This is a genomic window from Chungangia koreensis, from assembly GCF_042651785.1.
Classification (GTDB): Bacteria; Bacillota; Bacilli; order Bacillales_A; family Planococcaceae; genus Chungangia; species Chungangia koreensis.
This window is the reverse complement of record NZ_JBHSEC010000005.1, coordinates 207,664-229,203: the sequence shown is the minus strand read 5'-3', so window position 1 is coordinate 229,203 and position 21,540 is coordinate 207,664. Positions and strand designations below refer to the sequence as shown.

General features: G+C 41.7%; 17 protein-coding genes and 1 other annotated feature. Of the genes, 3 read left to right on the top strand and 14 right to left on the bottom strand.

What is annotated here, in order from left to right; all coding sequences use genetic code 11:
- Positions 1–7: 7 nt before the first annotated feature.
- Positions 8–1,630, bottom strand: coding sequence for a GspE/PulE family protein (locus tag ACFOZY_RS05455; RefSeq protein ID WP_378153106.1), 1,623 nt, complete (start codon positions 1,628–1,630; stop codon positions 8–10).
- A gap of 99 nt (positions 1,631–1,729) precedes the next feature.
- Between ACFOZY_RS05455 and ACFOZY_RS05450 the strand changes: the two genes are divergently transcribed.
- The 3 genes from ACFOZY_RS05450 to ACFOZY_RS05440 are packed head-to-tail and all read left to right on the top strand — an operon-like array spanning position 1,730 to position 3,995.
- Positions 1,730–2,185 carry a type IV pilus modification PilV family protein gene (locus tag ACFOZY_RS05450; protein ID WP_378153104.1) on the top strand — a complete coding sequence of 152 codons (456 nt, stop codon included), beginning with the start codon at positions 1,730–1,732 and terminating at the stop codon, positions 2,183–2,185.
- An 18-nt stretch (positions 2,186–2,203) separates the two neighbouring features.
- The gene (locus ACFOZY_RS05445; RefSeq protein ID WP_378153102.1) at positions 2,204–2,614 is read left to right on the top strand and encodes a PulJ/GspJ family protein; all 411 of its coding nucleotides are present in this window, start codon (positions 2,204–2,206) and stop codon (positions 2,612–2,614) included.
- Positions 2,580–3,995, top strand: a complete 1,416-nt coding sequence (locus ACFOZY_RS05440) for a hypothetical protein (RefSeq protein WP_378153100.1) — start codon at positions 2,580–2,582, stop codon at positions 3,993–3,995. Before ACFOZY_RS05445 ends, ACFOZY_RS05440 begins: the two co-directional genes overlap by 35 nt.
- A 32-nt stretch (positions 3,996–4,027) precedes the next feature.
- Here ACFOZY_RS05440 and ACFOZY_RS05435 read toward each other — a convergent pair whose 3' ends face one another.
- From ACFOZY_RS05435 to clpX, 13 genes are all read right to left on the bottom strand, one after another.
- Entirely contained in the window at positions 4,028–5,188 is a 1,161-nt protein-coding gene (locus ACFOZY_RS05435) for a VanW family protein (protein ID WP_378153098.1), read from the bottom strand.
- Positions 5,172–6,077: a hypothetical protein gene (locus ACFOZY_RS05430; RefSeq protein ID WP_378153096.1), complete on the bottom strand. Its 906-nt coding sequence runs from the start codon at positions 6,075–6,077 to the stop codon at positions 5,172–5,174. The genes ACFOZY_RS05435 and ACFOZY_RS05430 overlap by 17 nt, the downstream gene beginning before the upstream one ends.
- 108 nt (positions 6,078–6,185) lie before the next feature.
- Complete coding sequence (locus ACFOZY_RS05425; RefSeq protein WP_378153094.1) at positions 6,186–8,828, bottom strand: valine--tRNA ligase; 2,643 nt, start codon at positions 8,826–8,828, stop codon at positions 6,186–6,188.
- Positions 8,829–8,877: 49 nt separating this feature from the next.
- Positions 8,878–9,099 (bottom strand) — a binding site (T-box leader).
- A gap of 254 nt (positions 9,100–9,353) precedes the next feature.
- Positions 9,354–10,181, bottom strand: coding sequence for a hypothetical protein (locus ACFOZY_RS05420; RefSeq protein WP_378153092.1), 828 nt, complete (start codon positions 10,179–10,181; stop codon positions 9,354–9,356).
- Between the two features lie 291 nt (positions 10,182–10,472).
- The gene (gene hemL / locus ACFOZY_RS05415) at positions 10,473–11,765 is read right to left on the bottom strand and encodes a glutamate-1-semialdehyde 2,1-aminomutase (protein WP_378153090.1); all 1,293 of its coding nucleotides are present in this window, start codon (positions 11,763–11,765) and stop codon (positions 10,473–10,475) included.
- Entirely contained in the window at positions 11,765–12,745 is a 981-nt protein-coding gene (hemB, locus tag ACFOZY_RS05410) for a porphobilinogen synthase (protein WP_378153088.1), read from the bottom strand. The genes hemL and hemB overlap by 1 nt, the downstream gene beginning before the upstream one ends.
- Positions 12,742–13,506, bottom strand: a complete 765-nt coding sequence (locus ACFOZY_RS05405; RefSeq protein WP_378153086.1) for a uroporphyrinogen-III synthase — start codon at positions 13,504–13,506, stop codon at positions 12,742–12,744. The genes hemB and ACFOZY_RS05405 overlap by 4 nt, the downstream gene beginning before the upstream one ends.
- On the bottom strand, positions 13,499–14,428 hold the full coding sequence (hemC, locus tag ACFOZY_RS05400) for a hydroxymethylbilane synthase (RefSeq protein ID WP_378153084.1): 930 nt from the start codon (positions 14,426–14,428) through the stop codon (positions 13,499–13,501). Before hemC ends, ACFOZY_RS05405 begins: the two co-directional genes overlap by 8 nt.
- A gap of 18 nt (positions 14,429–14,446) precedes the next feature.
- The gene (ccsA, locus tag ACFOZY_RS05395) at positions 14,447–15,274 is read right to left on the bottom strand and encodes a cytochrome c biogenesis protein CcsA (protein ID WP_378153082.1); all 828 of its coding nucleotides are present in this window, start codon (positions 15,272–15,274) and stop codon (positions 14,447–14,449) included.
- 82 nt (positions 15,275–15,356) lie between these two features.
- Positions 15,357–16,718 (bottom strand): glutamyl-tRNA reductase, encoded by a 1,362-nt coding sequence (gene hemA / locus ACFOZY_RS05390; RefSeq protein ID WP_378153080.1) that lies wholly within the window; start codon positions 16,716–16,718, stop codon positions 15,357–15,359.
- A gap of 456 nt (positions 16,719–17,174) precedes the next feature.
- On the bottom strand, positions 17,175–17,756 hold the full coding sequence (gene yihA / locus ACFOZY_RS05385) for a ribosome biogenesis GTP-binding protein YihA/YsxC (RefSeq protein WP_378153078.1): 582 nt from the start codon (positions 17,754–17,756) through the stop codon (positions 17,175–17,177).
- Positions 17,757–20,078 carry an endopeptidase La gene (gene lon / locus ACFOZY_RS05380; RefSeq protein WP_378153075.1) on the bottom strand — a complete coding sequence of 774 codons (2,322 nt, stop codon included), beginning with the start codon at positions 20,076–20,078 and terminating at the stop codon, positions 17,757–17,759. It abuts the gene before it with no gap.
- A gap of 129 nt (positions 20,079–20,207) precedes the next feature.
- Positions 20,208–21,476 carry an ATP-dependent protease ATP-binding subunit ClpX gene (gene clpX, locus ACFOZY_RS05375; RefSeq protein ID WP_378153073.1) on the bottom strand — a complete coding sequence of 423 codons (1,269 nt, stop codon included), beginning with the start codon at positions 21,474–21,476 and terminating at the stop codon, positions 20,208–20,210.
- Positions 21,477–21,540 lie beyond the last annotated feature (64 nt).

Genomic DNA, 21,540 nt, shown 5'->3' with positions numbered 1-21,540 from the left:
TCCCCTCCTAATCCGCTTTCGCTACATGCAATACTTCTTCTACAGTGGTCAACCCGGCTTTTGCTTTCAATAATCCGTCATCAATCAACGGAATCATTCCTTTTTTCATGGCTGCAATCTTTACTTCCTTCATACTCTTATTTTCAAATAACATGAATTTAATATCGTCATCCAATACAAATAGCTCATGCACAGCCAATCGTCCTTTATAGCCCGTATAATTGCATGCTTCACAACCTTTTCCTATGTAAAGCTTGTCCAACTGGATATAGCGCTTGGTAAACAATTCTCTTTCCACATTGGTCGGCTCGTACTCAGACTTACAGGACGAACAGATACTACGGACAAGTCGTTGTGATACCACACCCCGGAGGGCGGAGATGACTAAATACGGTTCAACCCCCATGTCAAAGAGCCTTGGAATCGAACTGATCGCATCATTCGTGTGAAGCGTACTCAAAACAAAATGGCCAGTCAACGCTGCACGAATCGCAATTTCAGAGGTTTCCTCATCCCGCATTTCCCCTACCATGATGACATTCGGGTCCTGTCTCAAAATGGCCCTTAATCCACTGGCAAAGGTTAGATTGATTTGAGGGTTTACTTGAACTTGGTTGACCCCTTCCATCTGGTATTCGACAGGATCCTCAATCGTAATGATATTCAAGGATTCCTTATTAATATAGTTGAGCGCTGAGTAAAGAGTAGTCGTTTTCCCAGAACCCGTCGGTCCAGTCAATAATACAATGCCTGATGGCTGTTCAATTAACTGGACAAAGGATTGTAAGTATCGTTTGTTAAACCCTAAATGACTTAGTGGTTTGACTGCATTTGAAAGATCTAATAAGCGGATCACTATTTTCTCTCCGAATACTGTTGGTAGAATGGAGATACGCAAATCTACTGATTTCTTCCCTTGCAGCCTGACCCTTCCGTCCTGAGGAAGTCGTGATTCCGTTATATTTAAGTTTGCCATAATTTTGATCCGAGCAATCAATGAAGGATATTGTGATGGCTGAATGACACGATCTGTTTTCAATAACCCATCGACTCGATATTTAATGACCACACTCGTTTCTTGTGGATCGATATGGACATCACTTGCTTTCAGCTGAACTCCTCGCTGAAGGATTTGATTCACTAAACGGACGGCAGGCGCTTCCTCATTTGACTCAGTTGTGGCGGATAACCCCACATCATCCGACTTTCTGGATATCTTCTCAATCGTTTCTAAAATATCGCTTTTAGATGAAATGACTGGTTGTACCTTAAAACCGGTCATCAACTCAATATCATCGATTGCGACATAATCCATCGGGTCAGCCATGGCCACCCGAATTGTCTCTCCGTTTTTCTCGATTGGAAGTATGTAATTTTGTCGAGCAAAGTCATCTCCGACAACCTGAAGCAAACTTGCATCAATTGGCACCATAGTTAAAGCTACATGTGCAATCCCAAGCTGATACTCCAGTACTTCTATTAGCTGGCGATCGGTTAAATAGCCCCGCTCCACAAGGGCATCACCCAGTCTTTGATCTTGAGACTTTTTCTGAAGCGTTTCCTTTAATTGTGCTTCCGTAATGATATTCGCTCCGACGAGTAAATCACCCAGTCTTTTCCGATTCGGCATATCTCTTCTCGCCCCTCTAAATATCTTAATGTATAATCTAAGTATATAGGAAAATGGTAGTAAATTGATATGATTTCTTAACTGGGGATGGTATACATCATGAACCATGTGAAAAAGAGTAATGGGTTTACCCTTATTGAAGTTTTAGCTTCTATTGTCATTCTTTCAATTGTCATTGTGTCATTCTTATCCTTCTTTCCACAGATGTCTTTGTTCAATGAAAAGACGAAAGACAATTTGGATGCGGTTACGATTGCTAAAGAATTACTCGTTGAAATGAAGTTAGTGGAATATACAGATATTATAGATAACAACAATTTAGTTCTACCAACCGATCCTTCAACGGAACTTTTAACAGATTCACTGCAATCCTCCTCTGAATTTTTGGTTTTAAGCGGTACATATAGAGAAAAAAATATTACTGTGACAATCAATCGAACAGAAGAAACCTATTTAGGGTCAAACCTTAATAAACATGAAATGAGAATAGAAATCTTTGAGTCTCTTGATGATTTAAATCCTTCCAGTACGATATTTGGATATATTAAACATTAACTTACACAGGAGTAAAATATGAAAATTCTGAGGGATGAACATGGTGTCACGTTAATGGAACTATTAGCTGCCATTATTATATTTACAATTTTTGCAAGTATAATTTGGGGATTCTTTTTCCAATCTTTGAAGTTTAATGATGCTGAAGTTACGAAACAACAGTTACAACAAGAAGCAAATTTAATCATTGCGAGTATTCAAGAAGCTCATATAAAGGGACAAAGTTATATAATCCAGACGAATGACTCGAACACTGTCCTTACAGTGAAGGATTTAGTATTTGAACATCCTCAGATTAAATATGAAATTTTAAATAGTATTCAAACACCGGTTATAAGCAAGACTTTGGAAATTAAATTAAAACTAAGCAGTGCTGACAATCCAGCCATTACATATGAAATTCAAACTACATTTAGTCGCATTAAGTAAGGAGAGAAACCGAATGTTCCCCTTCTCCAAGGATGAAAAGGGCTATACGCTTTTATTAACTTTGTTGCTAATTGTCATTATTATCTCTTTGTTGACCACCTTTTTATTTGCATCTGTCACGCAACAAAAACAAATTGAACAGACGGACAAGTCATTCGAAGCAAGTTCTGTAGCGGAAATGGGAGCAGAGAAAATACGTACGATTATATTAACTAAGTATGAAGATATAAAATCCGAGCTGCGCGTATGTGTCAACACTTCAAAGCCAGAGGAGGTAGTTGAGTGTACAGAAACCGCGATAAGTAAAGTAAGAGCTATTAAAGATTCTATGAGCTCCTATAGTTTAGACGGTTCTTCACCTAAAAAATATAGTGTATTACCGCAAGTTACTTCAGATAACGTTTTTTATCAATATCAAGTTAAACCATTTAATAGCAACAGCACAGTAGAACAATTTAAAATCGAAGTTGTAGGTGTTATACCTTCAAATCAGAAAGTAATAAACTTAACATTTAATTTACCATTGGCAATACTTGAAGAAAAAGAACCGGATGATGGTGGAAACAATTCTGGCGGGCTCATAGATTTTCCGTTAGAAAGCAGTATCTTCCCACCTCCCGCTTCACTGCCAAAATGCTCGGGCAAACTTGCATTGCCCCAGTGTAAATTAGACGGAAATCAAAAATTTACTTGGGATGATTTTAGACTCGATCGCTCTACCATTTATATCGATGGTAGCTTGGATTTTAAATTGAACGGTAAAAATAAAGAAAACGAAGATTTAAAGGATTCAACTATTTATATCCGGAATCATTCCGATCTATATTTATCGAATCCCCTTACCTTGAAAAACGGTAAGATTTTCGTTTATGACATTGTAGATTTCACCTTCTTCTCGGGTCTAAACTTAGAAATGTATATTGAGCAAAACGCAAATATCGTGAATCATTTTGATGCAACAAATAGCAAGATTGTTGTCGGTGGAAATGTGACGATTATAGATAAAAAAACCATCACAATAACAAACACTAAAATGTTAATTAAAGGGAATTTAGAAGCTGACAATCATAAAAACGTGTTTGTCAAAGTTGATAGAGGTTCCACTTTATATTTACAAGGAGCTCAAAACAATATAGAACAATTGATCGTATATAATAATTCAAAAGTGTGTATTGACAATCATGCTAAAATCGATAATTTGTCAATCCAAACGGGAGGAAAGGTATTCCTCCCAGCAACCTATAGCGGAACTGTTCCAAATGGGGCGACCAAAATATCAAACTACAATGAAGAATGCTCACTCAACTCCCGCAATGACTATGAGGTTTCTCCAGTATTAACGGAAGATGATATTACATCTGATGTCACTTATGGAAATTAAAGAAAGAGGAGGCATTCCGCCCTCCTCTTTCTTTATCTCTCTACATCTTCTTGATTTTCCTCAAACACCCGATACCATTTCTCAGGTATAGGCAAGTACGAATCTACTGCATGGGTGTATTTCTTCCAAATTGAATCACCGAGGCTTACTGAACGAACGACGGTAGCTTGTACGCCATTCTCCCCTTCCACCTCATACTCATCAGAATAATCTTCAACCGGGTACACAATTACTCTGGGCTTTAAAGTCTTTACCTCTTTAATTGAAGCTTGAATGTTAACAAGTGAACTGTCACCTACAATTGAAATGAACAGTTTTCCATCTTTCAATGTAGATTGGATACGCAGCGGCTTGCCATATTCATTCCTTATTTTTAAATCATGCTGCGCATCAATGAATGCTTCATACCCTACTTCCTGATTGTACCGGTTATCAGTCGTGACTGTTCTTTCAACAATTGAAAAGGGACTATTCAATGCTGCTTTATAAATTGCTGAAGCCAGTTCATTTTGGAAGCCTTCTGAATAAAGACCATTCGATTCTTTTAAGTAGATATCATTCAAAGAAAAGACTTCGTCCTTTTTGATTGTCATCTCCTGATGTTTTCTCATCCATATATTAGCACTTACATCCCCTTCTTTAATAGATAGTGTATTTGTAGAAAAGGGCAAAGTTTCATCCACTAATCCACTTATGTATTCAGTTAAATAGATTTTATTCGGAAAATCAGTCAGATACTTTGCATGATCCAGTAAATCATTCTCAAATCCTTGATAATCTATTTCATCAACATCAATAAGTGAAAGTCCTTCATAGACGCTATGTAAGTTCTGTTTATTCATTTGAAAATGAAGCTCGTTTCGTTCCCCTGTCCGGGCTTGAGTCACAGAGGTCTGAATATCAAATTCTATAAAATCCAAATCCAACTTCTCTTTCTCAAACAAAAACTGGATGGTAGGTTTCTGATTACTCTTCCAGCGTTCTGTTTCTTGTGTAAGAATGAGAATTGCCTGCTCTTTTGATAGTCCGTCTACTTTCACAGGACCGACGTATGTTTCATTTCCAAAGTAGGAAGCGTCTGCATTACCACTTATTGCATTTACTCCCGTTGAAACACCAAATGCAATGGCTACCATGACCATACTGACTAAGAGGGCGAGAATGATGAATTGAACACTATTTCGTTGTTCCATCGTTATCCCCCCTCTTCCCATGGTAGTATAGCTGCGATAGATCCTCGAACTCTACATCCTGTTCTCCAATGTATTCACCTTCAACTTCATCGCCTGTTAACAATGCGTACTCTTCTTCTAAACTCGCCGGACGGTCTTCTAATTCATAAAACTCCAGAGGCTGATCACCCTGATTTTCAAAATCAAACCCGATAGAAGTAGATTGCTCACCGCCATACATTGCGTCTAATCGGCTATTCAGCCACTCATCGGACAATTCCTCTACTTCCAATGAACTGGTGACATCATCATGATTTTTTGTTTCTAAATTTCCCTCTACAGTTTCCACCAGTAAATCATCTTGTTCCCAAACTTCTATGACTTCATTTGAATCATTTATTTGTATAAGTTCTGTCATTTCAATATAGTCGGCAAAATCACTGTTCATCAATTCTTCCGACTGATCATTGGTTGCTCCGCCTTTGTCGTGAGTATCTTCATCATTTGAATGAACTATTGGTTGAATTTCCTCAACGTTCTCATCTATTTTATTTCGGGACGTTACTGCGAGTTGACTGACCTTGTCATCATAAATGGACCGACCTTTGCCAGATTCTTTAAACTCTAAAGGAAAAGGTTTATGTTTCATATCTTTTTCAATAAGATTAATGGGCTTCAGCCATTCCATCTTCTTCCCGAATAAAATCGCCAAAGCAAGCAATAAACCGGCAAACACCATGATTCCGTACCACCAGACGAGTGAATAAGCAGCAAAGACGGAAAGGAAGACAATCAATCCTGATATGCCTGTTACTATGTATAAGGGCTTCTTCTCTACTTTCAGCGGGAAGATTGCGATAAGTAATAAAATGACTATGAAACTTATAAAAATGGATATTCCTATTACCAAAGTCGCATCTCCTCTCTTCCACTCTATTATACATGGTGTTTGTTTAAGCTCCAATCATAAATAAAAGAGTTGCCCCTTCGTCTCTCGACAAAAAGGCAACTCCCCTCATTACAAACTCTTCAATTCATTCAACCGTTTTTCAACTGTTGCATGTTTCTCCAAGTAGTCCTGTTCTTTTTTACGTTCCTCCGCTACAACCGCTTCCGGTGCTTTGGAAACGAAGCGTTCGTTTGAAAGCTTTCCTTGAACCAATTTCACTTCTTTTGCCCATTTCTCCAATTCTTTCTCAAGGCGGGCAATTTCTGCGTCTTTATCAATTAAGCCTTCAAGCGGCATGAATAGTTCCGCTCCGGAAACTACAGCTGACATGCTCTTGGCAGGTGCCTCGACTGTAACACCTAATGTAAGTGGTTCTGGATTACAGAAGCGTTCGATGTATGCTTTATTCTCTTCCAAAACAGATAGAGTTGCATCATCTTTTGCAGAGATGTACATTGGAACTTTCTTACTCATCGGTGTTTGGACTTCAGCACGGATGTTCCGTACCGCACGGATGATATCTGTAAGAAGCTTCATGTCAGACGCTTTCGCTTCATCTGTCAAGGAAGCATCTACTGTCGGCCATGCTGCAACCGCAATAGACTCTCCTTCATGCGGAAGATGCTGCCATATTTCTTCTGTAATGAACGGCATGAATGGATGTAATAAGCGCATCGTTTGATCAAGAACGTATGCCAACACCGAACGTGTCATCTTTTTCGCATCTTCATCTTCACCATACAATGGCAGCTTCGCCATTTCAATATACCAGTCACAGAAGTCATCCCAGATGAAGTTGTATAGTACACGGCCAACTTCACCGAACTCATATTTGTCAGCAAGCTTCGTCACTAAATCGATGGTCTCGTTCAAACGAGTGAGGATCCATGCATCCGCAACGGATTTCTTTCCCGACAAGTCAATTTCCGAGTATGTCATGCCTTCCATATTCATCAATGCGAAACGGGAAGCGTTCCAAATCTTATTGGCAAAATTCCACACTGACTCAACCTTTTCATAAGAGAAGCGCAAGTCTTGGCCTGGTGAAGAGCCTGTAGATAGGAAGTAGCGTAAGGAGTCTGCACCGTACTTCTCGATCATATCCATCGGGTCGACACCGTTTCCAAGGGATTTGGACATCTTACGTCCTTCTGAGTCACGAACCAAACCATGGATCAACACATCTTTGAACGGTCGTTGGTCCGTGAATTCAAGACCTTGGAAAATCATCCGGGAAACCCAGAAGAAGATGATATCATATCCAGTTACTAATGCATCGGTTGGATAGTAACGTTTGAAGTCTTCGCTTTCCGTATCTGGCCAGCCAAGTGTCGAGAACGGCCAAAGAGCTGAGGAGAACCATGTATCCAAAACGTCCTCATCCTGTTTCCAATTTTCCTCATCAGCCGGTGCTTCGTGGCCAACATAGATTTCACCTGATTCGTTATGGTACCAAGCAGGAATACGATGTCCCCACCATAACTGCCGGGAAATACACCAGTCTCGGATGTTTTCCATCCAGTTCATGTATGTCTTCTCGAAACGTTCAGGTACGAAGTTTACTTTACCCTCTTCTTTTTGTAGATTGACAGCTTCTTCTGCCAAAGGCCCCATCTTAACGAACCATTGTGTAGAGAGATATGGTTCAACGACAGCTCCGCTCCGTTCTGAATGTCCGACAGAATGCATATGGTCTTCAATCTTGAAAAGAACACCCATTTCCTGAAGATCTTTCACGATTTGTTTACGGCACTCAAATCGATCCATTCCTTCATATTTGCCTGCTCTATCATTCATCGTTCCATCTTCATTCATAACTAAAACGCGTTCCAAATTATGACGGTTTCCGATTTCGAAGTCATTCGGGTCATGTGCAGGAGTGATTTTAACTGCCCCGCTACCGAACTCCATATCAACATAGTCATCCGCTACAATCGGGATTTCACGACCTGTAATCGGCAATTTAACAGTCTTGCCAATTAAGTGCTTGTAACGGTCATCCTTAGGGTGTACCGCTACAGCTGTATCCCCTAACATGGTTTCTGGCCGTGTAGTAGCAATTTCAATTGAACCAGTACCATCAGCCAATGGGTATCGCATATGATAGAATGCACCCTGAATATCTTTGTAAATTACTTCGATGTCCGACAAAGCAGTCTTGGTTGCCGGATCCCAGTTGATAATGTATTCGCCACGGTAAATTAAGCCTTTTTCATATAGCTTAACAAATACCTCACGAACAGCTTTTGACAATCCTTCATCGAGCGTGAAACGTTCACGGGAATAGTCAAGTCCCAATCCTAACTTCGCCCATTGTTCACGAATGTGGCTTGCGTACTCATCTTTCCACTTCCAAGTTTCTTCAAGGAATTTTTCGCGCCCCAAGTCATATCGGGACTTCCCTTCACTGCGAAGCTTTTGTTCAACCTTTGCTTGAGTCGCAATTCCTGCATGGTCCATACCCGGAAGCCACAAAGCGTCGTAACCTTGCATACGCTTCATACGAACTAAAATATCTTGCAGCGTCGTATCCCAAGCATGGCCTAAATGGAGCTTACCTGTAACGTTCGGTGGAGGAATCACGATAGTATATGGCGCCTTGCCGCTTTCCGGCTTCGCTTCAAAAAACTTCCCTTCCAGCCACCATTCATAGCGACCTTTTTCGATCGACTGTGGATCATACTTTGTCGGCATTTTAATTTCTTCTGTCATGTTAAGCCCTCCTATCGTTTTTTGGGAAAACAAAAAAACTCCATCGTCTTTAAAGGACGAAGGAGTTGTTCGCGGTACCACCTTTATTCGCAGACGGCATATGCCATCCGGCTCTCAATCAGTTAACGGCTTCAAACCGGCTCCTACTACTGAATTCATAGGAACTGCTCCAGGGCGACCTTCAAACGCCTACTGCCGGAAATCTTTCACCAGATGATTTCCTCTCTAAGGACGGTACGAACGCTTTACTCTTCCCAATCAACGCATCGAAATATAAAGTTATCGTTATTGTATGCCAACTGTCAGATTTTCGTCAAGTCATTTAGAGAAAGGATGTTGAAAAATGCGAAGAGGTTACAATCCTTGGCTACTTCCACCATGGTTGAGGCGGTGCCGATTTTATTGTAAATCCATTATCATTCCGCTTTGTGTATTCCAGTTGTTAAGGACGTTATTCTTTCCGACAACCGGAGATTTTCTGTTCCTCTGTCTGCTAATCGGACTTTGTTTTGCATTCCACCATGATTATATTTGATCGTTGCGGAATGTGAAAACGGAATACGTGTCCTTCAAGTCATTCAAGAAATTCAATTCACTCTGATTCTTTTTGGCTAACGATTTATCTTCTGCCACATCCACCACTTCAACGGCATGAACAACTGGCTGAGTGACTGCAACCGGCTGAACTACCGGATGCTGTTCTTCTATAGATTCTTCCTCGTCCATTGCGGATGATTTAGATTCTTCGAAAACTGTTTCAACGGACTCATACTCATAATCCGGTGTGGAAGATGTTGAAGATGAGGACGATGACGAACTACTTTCAAACACGACGGTCTGCGTCGGAACTTCCACTGCATCCGACATATTCAATTCTTCATCAACTTCCAATGTATACGTGGCGGCACCTTTCATCCCTACAGCTTCTTCCGCCTTGTCAGCAGGCTCTGCGTAAGAACAGGCAACTGTCCATCCAACTTCCACGCACCCCGGGAATGGATAGTGCATCTTGACATCTTGTACTTCTAATGATGGAATATAGCCATTCTGAATCCGCTCACGGGGGATGTCCACCGTTAATGGAACCGCATATTCAAAATAACCATTGTTATCCTCTTCCTGCATTTCAATAAAGTCGATGACAACGCCATCATATGGCCGCGGGAATGTTCCTTCAAACGGCTTGAACTCCACGTTCGCTGCAATATGATAAATGCCATTCAACCTGACAGAATCACCGGATACAGTATTGGTGCTTTGTGGAACGATCTTTATATCCGGTACATTAGACGGGCTGCCGTATAACTGTGGAAAATGAAACGTCTCTTTTAATTCCCATGTGACAGTTTTCAAAATGAATTGCCTCCTCGATTCGGATTCTTCACTATAGACATACTTATGCAAGAGGTAGAAGAATCATGCCACCGATGAATAAGTTCTCCACATAGGAAGGCTAGTGAATTCTATACGGAAGAACTTAGTCGTGAATAGGATTTTGATGTACACTTCGATCCAATAGTTGTATATTTAGTAAATTTGGTAGTATACATCGCCCGCTTCATAGTTCACCTAATGTATTTGTTTGTAAAAGTCCATATATAAAAGGGATTTGCCATCATAAGGCAAATCCCTTAACATATCCAATCAGCGTGCCAATTGGGCGAAAACTTTGTGGAACGCTTCCACTGTTTTCTCGATATCTTCTTTTGAATGTGCAGCAGATAAGAATAGTCCTTCAAATTGTGATGGTGGTAAGTATACACCTTCTTCTGCCATCAAACGATAATAATCAGCGAATAATTCCAAGTCAGACGTTTTCGCTGTATCGTAATTAATGACATCCTCATTTGTAAAGAAGAATCCAATCATAGATCCAGCACGGTTAACCGTATGAGGAATATTATATTTCGACGCCGCTTCACGGAAGCCCGCTTCTAACAGATCACCAAGTTCGATGAAATACTCATATGTTTCTTCCTGTAGCTGACTAATTGTTTCAAATCCAGCCGTCATTGCCAATGGGTTACCAGATAGAGTACCCGCTTGGTAAATCGGACCGCTTGGAGCTACCCTCTCCATGATTTCACGCTTGCCTCCGAATGCTCCTACAGGCAGACCGCCTCCGATGACTTTCCCTAAACATGTCATGTCAGGCGTTATGCCGTAATACCCTTGGGCACAGTTGTAACCTACACGGAAGCCTGTCATCACTTCATCAAAGATCAGAATCGTGCCATGCTTTTCCGTTAATTCGCGAAGGCCTTGCAAGAATCCTGGTTGTGGTGGTACAACCCCCATATTCCCCGCAACCGGCTCTAAAATGACTGCTGCCAATTCATGGCCGTACTCTTCGAATACTACGCGAACGCTTTCCAAGTCATTATATGGAACCGTAATTGTATTTTTGGCAATGGACTCTGGTACACCTGGGCTATCAGGCAAGCCAAGAGTGGCAACGCCTGAACCCGCTTTGATCAGCAAGCTATCTCCGTGTCCGTGATAGCTGCCTTCAAATTTCAAGATTTTATCTCGACCAGTGTAGCCGCGTGCAACACGAAGCGCACTCATCGTTGCTTCCGTACCGGAAGAAACCATTCGAACCATTTCGATAGAGGGTACACGTTCCATCACTAATTTAGCCAATTCGTTTTCAATCAACGTAGATGCTCCAAAGCTTGTTCCGCTTTCTGCTACTCGTTTAATAGCTTCGACTACTTTAGGATTGGAATGACCTAAAATTAGCGGACCCCAAGAAAGTACATAGTCGATATATTCATTTCCATCAATATCTGTCAGCTTGGAACCTAAACCTCTCTCCATGAAAATTGGATCCATGTTCACCGACTTAAATGCACGGACAGGGCTGTTTACCCCTCCTGGCATCAAATTGACCGCTTCAGCAAATGCTTTTTTCGACTTCTCGTATGTTTTGCCCATTATTTACCCTCCAACCAGCGTGCTGCATCTTTAGCATGATACGTCAGAATCAAATCAGCTCCTGCACGTTTCATGCCAGTTAATGTTTCTAATACGACAGATTTCTCGTCGATCCATCCGTTTTGCGCTGCTGCTTTTACCATGGAGTATTCACCGCTGACATTATAGGCCACTACAGGTAAGACGAAGTTGTTTTTCACGTCACGGATGATATCCATGTAAGCAAGTGCTGGTTTCACGATTAAGAAGTCCGCACCTTCCTCCACATCGGAAGACGCTTCACGAATGGCTTCCAAACGGTTCGCAGGATCCATTTGATATGATTTACGATCTCCGAATTGTGGTGTACTTTCCGCAGCCTCACGGAATGGTCCGTAATAGGAGGATGCATATTTTACGGCATACGACATGATCGGTATATGTTGGAATCCCGCAGCATCCAAGCCATGGCGAATCGCAGCTACAAATCCGTCCATCATATTGGAAGGAGCAATGATATCAGCTCCCGCCTCCACTTGGCTCACTGCCGTACGAGCAAGCAAATCAAGAGATGGATCATTCAATACTTGACCGTTTTCAATCACTCCACAGTGTCCGTGATCTGTATATTCGCATAAGCAAGTGTCTGCCACTACTAAAAGCTCAGGATATCGTTCCTTCGTGAAACGAGTCGCTTCTTGAACAATCCCATGGTCATGGTAGGCTCCACTTCCGACTGCATCTTTTTCAGCAGGAATACCAAAAATCATGATTGCCGGAATGCCAAGCGAAACAATTTCATCAAGTTCCTCGCCGAATCTATCGAGAGAGTATTGGAAGACACCAGGCATAGAGGAGATTTCTTTTTTAATACCTGTCCCTTCTGCTACAAATACAGGGTATATGAAGTCTTCCGTATGTAAGTGCGTTTCACGTACCATGGAGCGCATCGCTGCCGATTGGCGAAGGCGGCGGTGACGTTGAAAATTAAGTTCAGTCATTTAGAATCACCTTTCAATTTTGCAATTTTCTCGATCATTGAAGTCATCGTATATTTCTCTGGTTTAACATGGACGGGAAGGCCAGCAGTTAATAAGGCATCCTCGGTTACATGACCAATAGCCGCAATCGTATACCCTTCCAATACAATGTGAGGAATGACCTCGGTTACAAATACCTCTACACATGATGGGCTTGAAAATGTAATGGTACATTTCGGAGTATGGGCTAAAAACTCTATTAGCTTCTTCGGCCCCTCACTGTCTGTAACAGTTTCATAAACGGTCCATTCGTCCACTTCATTTATTAACCCTTCTTTAATGGTCTCCTTAGCCAGCGATCCCCTTAGGAAAAGGCAACGTTCACCTGCATCAGCCAAATCCGGGAATTCAACGACAAATCTGTCTGCACTAAAAACAGAGGGTTTAAAATGCACTTGAAAACCTATTTCTTTCAATGCCTTTTCCGTCTCACTTCCGACAGCAGCTATTTTGGGATGATTCACATCATTGACCGCTATATTGAAGCGAACTAATTTCTGTCCGAAATATTTGACGCCATTTTGGCTTGTAAAGATCAACCAATCATACTCATTCAACCGATGAATAAATTGTAGGTCCTCATCTGCTCTTTCTTGCACCCTAATAAGCGGAAAGGAAACCGGTTCGCCTCCATATTGCCGGACGAGACGTTCGGGTTCATCGGACTTAGGGATGCCGGTTAAAATGATGGTTTCCCCTTTTAATGCAGTTGACTCACACATTATTCTCAGCCTTCACTTGCTGGATGACTTCATAAGCCCCCTGCTCGCTAAGCTGTCTTGCAACTTCTTTTCCAGCACTGATCGGATCCTCTTGGATTACGGTTGCTTTAAAGATCTTCATGGCATCTGGAGATCCAACATAACCGGTAAACGCAACGTTAGGTCCCTCTGCAACCGCATAGCCGGCTATCGGCACTTGGCAGCCTCCGTCCATAGCAGATAGAAAAGCCCGTTCAGTTTGGATTGCTCTCCACGTCGGTTCATCATTTAGTTTGGCCAATTCATTCAGAAGTTCTGTATCATCTTCACGACACTCGATCCCTAAGGCGCCTTGCCCTACAGCAGGTAGACATCTTTCTGTATCGATGAATTCTGTCACCACATCATCGCTCCAGCCCATCCGTTTAAGACCTGCAGCAGCTAAGATGATAGCATCGTACTCTTCCGTCTCAAGCTTTTTAAGACGAGTATCAATATTTCCGCGAATCCATTTAATATTCAAATCCGGACGCATTAGGAGCAATTGGGAACTACGACGTAAACTTGAAGTACCAACAACAGCCCCGATCGGTAAATCCATGAATTTCACATGGCCTTTTGATATATATGCATCTCTTGGATCTTCTCGTGGCGGCACACAACCGATGACTAATCCCTCAGGAAGGACAGCTGGCATATCCTTCATACTGTGTACAGCAAAGTCGATTTCTTTATCGTAAAGGGCTTGCTCGATTTCCTTGACAAACAAGCCTTTCCCTCCCACTTTGGACAATGTGACATCAAGAATCTGATCCCCTTTTGTCACGATTTCTTTTACTTCAAATTCAAATGGGGCTCCTGCAGCCTTCATTTGTTCGATAAACCAATTCGTTTGGGTAAGCGCTAACTTACTCCGTCTTGAACCGACAATAATTTTTCTCACATTAATTCAATCCTTTCGTCAATACCAAAAATGGAAGTCCGATAACCTGCTCCCAAGGAAAAAGTTTGCCATTAGGAGTAAGAACGTATAGATATGTCCCCATGCATAGTTCACACCAACTATTTTTCCTCTACGATTCAAATAGAGCAGTAAACAATATATAACTAACATCATGACGGAACCGACAATTTTCGCATCCAAAACCGTATATTCATCCAATGTGATATACGCCCACTGCAAGCCTAAGATCAAGCTAATCCCAAGCATCGGAATCCCAACCAGCATGGATGCTGACATTCCCTTCTCCGTTTGAGTCAGGGAAGGCAGCCTGCCCCACTGTTTTGTCCATTTCTTCTTTTTCAAGAAATAATACAAAATCTGATAGAGTACTGAAAAAACAAATGACAAAGAAAAGGCTGCATAGGACATAATGGCAAACGTTATATGGAAAAACAACAATTCAGAAACCAGTGACTCCCCGATAGAGGACTGTTCAATCTTAATTGGTGCAAAAGTGTGGATCGTCAAGAAGATAAACCCGATAATATTTAGGAAAAACACCGGTAAATCCACCCGTGCTATGCAATGCATGATGATGGATAGCAAGATCAGTAACCATACATAGAAATAGATTCCCTGTGTTAAAGACAATACCGGGAACTTACCTGTTTGGATGATGGTTAACAATAGTACGCCTGTCTGAATGATCCAGATGGCAGAAATGATCCAAAATGCTACTCTACGGGCAGTTTTATCTTTGTTTAAATAATCTATAAAATAAAATATTAGGCTGACCGCATAAAGGACGATCATTACTTCATGCAGGCGGGCCAAAGCATCGGCCATTTTGCCCACTCCTTTTCGCGATAAAGGCGTTTCTGTATCTATATAGTAGCATATAGATACAAAAACGCCCTCTTTTCACCCATTAATAGGAAAGCTCAACACGGCTTGCATCTTCAGTCTTTGCGACCTCTTTTGCTGTTTCTTCCCGCATTTGAATTTTAACTTGTTCCTCTGCAACTTCTTCCTCGATCCCAAAGATTTGCTGGAACAGCTCCAGCTTTTCTTGCGATTGAGGGTCCATCGCTAATTCCTTAGCTTGCAGGATTGGCTGTTTCAATAACTGGTTAATGATGGATTTAGTATGTTTGTTTAGGATTTTCTTTTCTCGATCCGTCAACTCGGGCATTTTGTTTTCAATGCTTGCCATTGTCTGTTCTTGAATTCTCGATGCTTTTTGGCGGAGAGCTGAAATCACAGGCACGACGCCTAAAGTAGCAAGCCACTCGGTAAATTGTTCATTTTCTTGGCTAATTCTTTGAACGATTTCATTTGCTGCTTTTTCACGTTCAGCCAAATTCGCTTCCACAATACCGTGAAGATCATCAATATCGTATAAGAATACATTTGACAAATCGCCAATTAAAGGATCAAGGTCGCGAGGTACTGCAATATCGACCATGAAGATCGGTTTACCTTTACGTAGACGATCGACTTTCACCATCATGTCCTTTGTAATGACATAATCAGTAGCAGAAGTTGAACTGATGACAATATCAGCTTTCACCAATGCATCCTCTAACATATCCATTTTCCTTGCAACTCCATTGAAGCTGTTTGCAAGAGCTTCAGCTTTTTCGAACGTACGGTTCATCACTGTTACGGTGCTGACTCCATTCCCGTACAAGTTCTTAATGGCAAGCTCACCCATCTTACCAGCACCGATAATAAGCACATGCTTGTCCTGAAGAGAGCCAAAGATTTTCTTAGCAAGTTCTACAGCAGCATAAGAAACAGATACTGCATTTTCACCAATGCCGGTTTCAGAGTGCACTCTTTTTGCAAATGTCACTGCTTGTTTGAACAGCTGGTTAAATACAGTTCCGGTAGTACCGGTTTCCTGTCCTTCTAAGAAGCTTTTCTTAACTTGACCTAAGATTTGTGTTTCACCGAGCACCATTGAATCTACCCCGGCACTAACACGGAAAAGATGGTCTACCGCTTCATGGTTCTCACGAACGATCAAAAACTGGGAGAAAGATTCCATCGGTATATCAAACCACTTTGCTAAAAATTGTTTGACGTAATACTTTCCTGTATGCAGTTGATCGACGACCGCATAGATTTCAGTACGGTTGCAGGTCGACACGATAATATTTTCAAGTATACTTTTTTCTTTTTGTAGTGCAGCCATCGCATTTGGCAATTCATTTTCAATGAATGACAGCTTTTCCCTGATTTCAACAGGTGCCGTACGATAGTTGACTCCGACAACAATGGTATGCATGAAGACATGACACCTTTCTAGCCTATTTTCTGCTACTTATTATAGCACATTGGCACTCCGTCTAATCGCCAAATTGTGAACAACCAGCGAAACATAGAATGATTTCTTATTTATAATAATTCCAAATAAGAGTTTAACAAACCTTATTGTTACAAACAAGGATTCTGCACTACAAAAGACTTTTATACTTCGTTTCCTAATACGCCGCTTCAGGCGGACGCTTTCCGAGGCCAACACGATGTTGGTCATGGATGCGTTGCCGCAGGACGCGGCGAACTTAGCATCCCTTCCAAGCTCGCTATTCCCGCAGGAGTCGCCGCCTTACACTTCTTCTCCATAAATGACAGGAACTTTTTGGTGATTTCAAGTTATTTCAGTTATTCATAACAGGGATTTATAATTTATAGAAACAAAGAAAAAACACAGGCTTTGATTCGCCTGTGTTTATCTTTCCCTTTACATTCTACTTTCAATCTCTTGCCATGCTTCATCGAAACCTAATCCTGTCTCCGACGAGAATACGATCAGTGGATCATTAGGAACCATATCTAAACCATCCTTAACGATTTTTTTATGCTTGGCCCATTTCCCTTTCGGAATCTTATCAGCCTTCGTCGCAACGATGATACATGGAATGTTGTAATGCTTTAAAAAGTCATACATCATAACATCATCTACTGTCGGTGGATGACGAAGATCGATAATTTGGATGACGGCCTTCAGCTCCGCTCTTCCCGTAATATATTGCTCGATAAACTTGCCCCATTTTTCCCGTTCGGTTTTAGAAACCTTAGCATACCCATAGCCAGGTACATCGACAAAGAATAGCTTGTGTTCAATATTATAAAAATTGAGTGTTTGCGTTTTACCAGGCTTAGAGGAAGTACGTGCAAGCGACTTTCTTCCGATCATCTTATTGATAAATGAAGATTTCCCTACATTTGACCTGCCTGCTAAAGCAAATTCAGGGTACCCATCCTCCGGATACTGTTCCGGCTTAACGGCACTGATAACTATTTCTGCGTGATGAACTTTCACTTAAATTCCGCCTTCCAGCGCGTAATCGAGCACTTGCTCGGCGTTGGAAACCAGCTTGAAAGTCAGATCCTCACGAACACTTTCAGGAATATCTTCGATATCCGGTTCATTATCTTCCGGGATAATAATCGTCGTCAAACCTGCCCGATGCGCACTTAATGTCTTTTCTTTTAAACCACCGATTGGAAGAACACGGCCCAGCAATGTAATTTCACCAGTCATGCCGACTTCCTTCCTGATCGGCTTTTTAGATAAAGCTGATACAAGAGCTGTTGCAATTGTAATTCCGGCCGAAGGTCCATCCTTTGGAACTGCACCTTCAGGCACGTGAATATGGATATCGAATTTTTCATTGAAATCAGGATCGATATGGAATTCCTCCGCTTTTGAACGAACATATGATAATGCTGTCTGAGCCGATTCCTTCATAACCTCTCCTAATTTACCGGTCAAAATGAGTCGCCCTTTTCCTGCAGATAGCGAAACCTCGATGTTCAACGTATCCCCACCTACAGATGTATAAGCAAGTCCAGTTGCAACGCCCACTTGGTTTTCTTTTTCTGCCTGTCCATGACGGAATTTCTTTTTCCCTAAGAACTGGTCCAAATTAGTTGGCGTCACGATGATTCGTTTTGTTTCGCCTCCAACAATCTGTTTCGCCACTTTCCGGCATATCGCTGCAATTTGACGTTCCAAGCTACGCACTCCCGCTTCCCTCGTGTAAAAGCGAATAATATTCATCAGTGCTTCATCACGAATTTGTAGCTGGGATTTTGTCATGCCGTGCTCATCCAATTGCTTAGGCAATAGATGGTTTTTGGCAATCGCTTGTTTCTCGAGTTCCGTATAACCAGCAATATGGATGATCTCCATCCGGTCACGAAGTGGACCCGGTATGGCGCCCAAGTCATTTGCTGTAGCGATGAACAAGACATTTGAAAGATTATATGGTTCTTCAATGTAATGATCGCTGAAATTATGGTTTTGTTCTGGGTCCAGCACTTCTAACATCGCGGCTGATGGATCGCCTCGGAAGTCGTTGGACATTTTATCGATCTCATCCAGTAGAAATACTGGATTAATCGTCCCTGCTTTCTTCATACCTTGAATAATTCTACCTGGCATTGCACCGACATACGTCCGGCGGTGTCCTCGGATTTCTGATTCATCCCTCACGCCGCCCAGGGAGATTCGGACGAAACAACGGCCGAGTGATTCCGCAATTGAACGTGCAAGTGAAGTTTTTCCGACTCCCGGAGGCCCCGCTAAACATAGAATAGGCCCTCTCAAAGTTTGGGTAAGCTGCCGGACAGCCAAATACTCCAAGATCCGCTCTTTGACAGATTCTAAACCTTCCTGATCTCGATTCAAGATCCTTTCAGCTCGTTTAATATCCAAGCGGTCTTTCGTTGCATTTGTCCAAGGCAGTGTTATTAACCATTCCAGATAATTACGGATGACACCACTTTCGGCAGAAGCACTTGGAAGTTTCTCGTAACGATCAAGCTCTTTCATAGCCGTTTTCAAAGTGGATTCCGGCATTTCTGCAGCAATAATCCGCTTTCGCAGCTCCGAGACCTCACCCGTCTTCCCTTCCTTATCCCCTAGTTCACTTTGAATGGCCTTCATTTGCTCACGAAGATAAAATTCCTTTTGTGTACGTTCCATCGCTTCTTTGACACGCTGGTTGATCTTCTTCTCGAGATCCAATACTTCCTGTTCGTTATGAAGACGGTTGATTAACCATTCTAACCGTTCTTTGACATCGAAAATTTCAAGCACTTCTTGTTTACCGCTAACTTTCAGAGGTAAATGGGAAGCGATCATGTCTGCAAGTCGACCCGGCTCTTCAATGTCCGCTACAGTATCGTACGTTTCATTCGTTATTTTCTTGGAAACCTTCGTAAACTTTTCAAAGTACTGTAGCAATGTACGCATAAGTGCAATCATTTCGGAATCTTTTTCAGTTGAATCCGGTGAACTTTCAATATCGACCACTGTTAAGTTTTCTTCATCGCGATAGTTGCTCCATGTCGCCCGTTCAAGTCCCTCCATAAGGACCCGGATCGTTCCATTCGGTAATTTCAACATTTGTTTTACATGGGCTAATGTGCCGACATCATATAAATCTTCTTGTCCAGGCTGTTCAATGCTCATTTCTTTTTGGACAGCTAAAAAGATTTTATTGTCCTGCATAAGCGCCTTCTCCAATGCCGCCACTGACCGCTCCCTGCCGACATCAATATGAATGACCATTGTCGGGAAAATCAAAAGTCCCCTAAGCGGCAATAGAGGGATATTGTTCGTTTCGTTGTTTGGCATACAAGATGTCACCTCCATTAGATTCTAACCGTTTAGAACTCCAATCAAACATTCGTCAGAAAAAGCTGACTTTCGGCGTGCACAAGAAATCATGCGCACGTTCGAAGCCAGCTTCGTTCTCAATCGGCCTTATGCCGAAGTCTTCTTATTATCTGGATTAACAACAGTTCCATCCGTTTTTATGAGGCGCGGTTCTGCATCTTCAGTAACAGATTCTTTCGTAATAATGCATTCCGCAATATCATCTCGGGAAGGAAGCTCATACATGACATCCAGCATGATCGATTCAATGATCGAGCGGAGTCCACGCGCGCCGGTTTTCCGTTCGATCGCTTTCTTCGCTATTTCCTTTAATGCCTCATCTTCAAATGATAAAGTTACACCATCAAGTTCCAACATCTTTTGATATTGTTTAGCAATCGCGTTTTTCGGCTTAGTCAAGATTTGGACCAATGTCTCTTCAGAAAGTTGCTCCAAGCTTGCCAATACTGGAATACGACCGATGAATTCCGGTATTAAACCGAATTTCAAGAGATCTTCTGGAATCATCTGCGCCAGAATTGTATCCTCTGTTTCGTCCGCTTTTTTCGGATCAGAACCGAATCCGATCACCTTCTTGCCGATACGGCGCTTAATAATATCTTGAATGCCATCAAATGCTCCACCGACGATAAATAGAATATTCGTCGTATCGATTTGGATGAACTCTTGATGCGGATGCTTTCTTCCACCTTGAGGCGGTACACTTGCAACAGTTCCTTCCAAAATCTTCAGCAATGCTTGCTGCACGCCTTCACCGGAAACATCACGTGTAATGGATGGATTTTCTGATTTACGGGCAACTTTATCGATTTCATCAATATAAATGATACCCTTTTCCGCTTTTTCAATGTCATAATCAGCAGTTTGAATTAATTTAAGCAGAATATTTTCAACATCTTCCCCCACATAACCTGCTTCCGTTAAAGAAGTAGCGTCTGCAATCGCAAACGGTACATTCAAAATGCGGGCTAAAGTTTGGGCAAGCAATGTTTTACCGCTTCCTGTAGGTCCGATTAAAACTATATTGGACTTAGAAAGTTCAACATCATCAATCTTGCTGTTGGAATTAATCCGTTTGTAGTGGTTATATACCGCAACCGCCAATGATTTTTTTGCACGGTCTTGACCAATAACATAATCATCTAAAATGCCTTGGATTTCCATCGGTTTCGGAATATCCTTAAACTCGATTTCCTCTTCTGTACCGATTTCTTCCTCAACTATTTCTGAACACAACTCAATACATTCGTCGCAAATATATACACCAGGTCCTGCAACTAATTTGCGGACTTGTTCTTGTGATTTACCACAGAAGGAACAGTTCAAGTTCCCTTTTTCATCATTAAACTTAAACAAGTTTTTCACCCCTATTCAAGCAACAATCTTACAAGATTCTTATAACAATGGCAAACATTAAGAT

Excerpts from the sequence above, each read along its gene's own strand:
- hemA (WP_378153080.1), bottom strand. The coding sequence starts at position 16,718 with ATGCATACCATTGTTGTCGGAGTCAACTATCGTACGGCACCTGTTGAA.
- ACFOZY_RS05455 (WP_378153106.1), bottom strand. The coding sequence starts at position 1,630 with ATGCCGAATCGGAAAAGACTGGGTGATTTACTCGTCGGAGCGAATATC.
- ACFOZY_RS05450 (WP_378153104.1), top strand. The coding sequence starts at position 1,730 with ATGAACCATGTGAAAAAGAGTAATGGGTTTACCCTTATTGAAGTTTTA.
- ACFOZY_RS05425 (WP_378153094.1), bottom strand. The coding sequence starts at position 8,828 with ATGACAGAAGAAATTAAAATGCCGACAAAGTATGATCCACAGTCGATC.
- hemB (WP_378153088.1), bottom strand. The coding sequence starts at position 12,745 with ATGACTGAACTTAATTTTCAACGTCACCGCCGCCTTCGCCAATCGGCA.
- lon (WP_378153075.1), bottom strand. The coding sequence starts at position 20,078 with ATGCCAAACAACGAAACGAACAATATCCCTCTATTGCCGCTTAGGGGA.
- ACFOZY_RS05445 (WP_378153102.1), top strand. The coding sequence starts at position 2,204 with ATGAAAATTCTGAGGGATGAACATGGTGTCACGTTAATGGAACTATTA.
- hemL (WP_378153090.1), bottom strand. The coding sequence starts at position 11,765 with ATGGGCAAAACATACGAGAAGTCGAAAAAAGCATTTGCTGAAGCGGTC.
- ccsA (WP_378153082.1), bottom strand. The coding sequence starts at position 15,274 with ATGGCCGATGCTTTGGCCCGCCTGCATGAAGTAATGATCGTCCTTTAT.
- ACFOZY_RS05435 (WP_378153098.1), bottom strand. The coding sequence starts at position 5,188 with ATGGAACAACGAAATAGTGTTCAATTCATCATTCTCGCCCTCTTAGTC.
- ACFOZY_RS05405 (WP_378153086.1), bottom strand. The coding sequence starts at position 13,506 with ATGTGTGAGTCAACTGCATTAAAAGGGGAAACCATCATTTTAACCGGC.
- ACFOZY_RS05440 (WP_378153100.1), top strand. The coding sequence starts at position 2,580 with ATGAAATTCAAACTACATTTAGTCGCATTAAGTAAGGAGAGAAACCGA.